The following is a 1,121-nucleotide window of genomic DNA, read 5'->3' on the forward strand; positions in this document are numbered from 1 at the left end:
AAAGGGAATAACCATTTCTTCCACAATGCGCCTTGAATTAAAAGCCCTGAGAAAGCTCTGAATTGATCACATCTTTGATGGAATTGGTATAAGCACCCATCATCGCAGATGTAAAAAAAGCGCCTTTGGCGCTTTTAAATCTAACTAAACGTTAGTCGTAGATGGTAGGAATAGCGTCACGTTTATGTTGCGTTGCTCGGTAGATATTCACTAAGCGATCGCTCACCGCATCACTAACTTCTTTCCCTTCAAGAAAGTCATCAATCTGGTCATAGGTCAAGCCAAGTGCAATTTCATCTTCAAGCTGAGGCTGTCCCTCTTCAAGATCTGCCGTCGGTGCCTTATGAACTAATATGTCTGGTGCACCTAAAAACTTTGCAAGAGTGCGAACTTGACGTTTATTCAAGCCAAATAAAGGTGCCAAGTCACAAGCGCCATCACCCCATTTAGTATAGAAACCAGTGATATTTTCTGCGCTATGATCAGTACCTACAACTAATCCAGCAACAAGCCCTGCGATCTCGTATTGAGCGACCATACGCATTCTTGCTTTCACATTGCCTTTCACAAAATCAATTTTATCAGTATCAGGTAACGCGATTCCAGCGGCTTCTATTGCCGTTAGCGTCTCAGAATGGACTCCGTTGACGCCCTCTTTTATATTCACGGCCACCTGTTTAGAAGGCTTAATAAATTGACAGGCTAGCTGCGCTTCATCTTCGTCTTTTTGGATGTCATACGGTAAACGCACCGCAATAAATTGATAACCAGAGTCACCGGTGTCAGCATTAAGTTCTTCGACAGCCAATTGGCACAAACGCCCAGCTAGAGAGGAGTCTACCCCGCCACTTATCCCCAACACGACTGATTGAGTGCTTGATTGCTTAAGTTTGGCTTTAATAAATGCGACTCGTCTTTGTACTTCAAAAGCAGGGTCAATTGCTTTGAGTACTTTCATTTCCCTTAAAATCTGTCCTTTCACGTAATAAACTCCAATGACATCAGTTGTTAACTAAGAAACTCAACTATTATGATCGAAATAACATAACAATACACGGCTATATTAACTTGAATATGCAACAACTCCTCTTTAGCTTGCAATTATACCAATTAGTATAAAG

General features: G+C 41.7%; 1 protein-coding gene. It reads right to left on the bottom strand.

The window, feature by feature from the left end:
* Positions 1-151 precede the first annotated feature (151 nt).
* Positions 152-982 carry an ammonia-dependent NAD(+) synthetase gene (nadE, locus tag AB4135_RS17920; protein ID WP_371994823.1) on the bottom strand — a complete coding sequence of 277 codons (831 nt, stop codon included), beginning with the start codon at positions 980-982 and terminating at the stop codon, positions 152-154.
* Between the last annotated feature and the right edge of the window lie 139 nt (positions 983-1,121).

Source organism: Shewanella sp. 10N.286.54.B9 (assembly GCF_041468565.1).
Classification (GTDB): Bacteria; Pseudomonadota; Gammaproteobacteria; order Enterobacterales; family Shewanellaceae; genus Shewanella.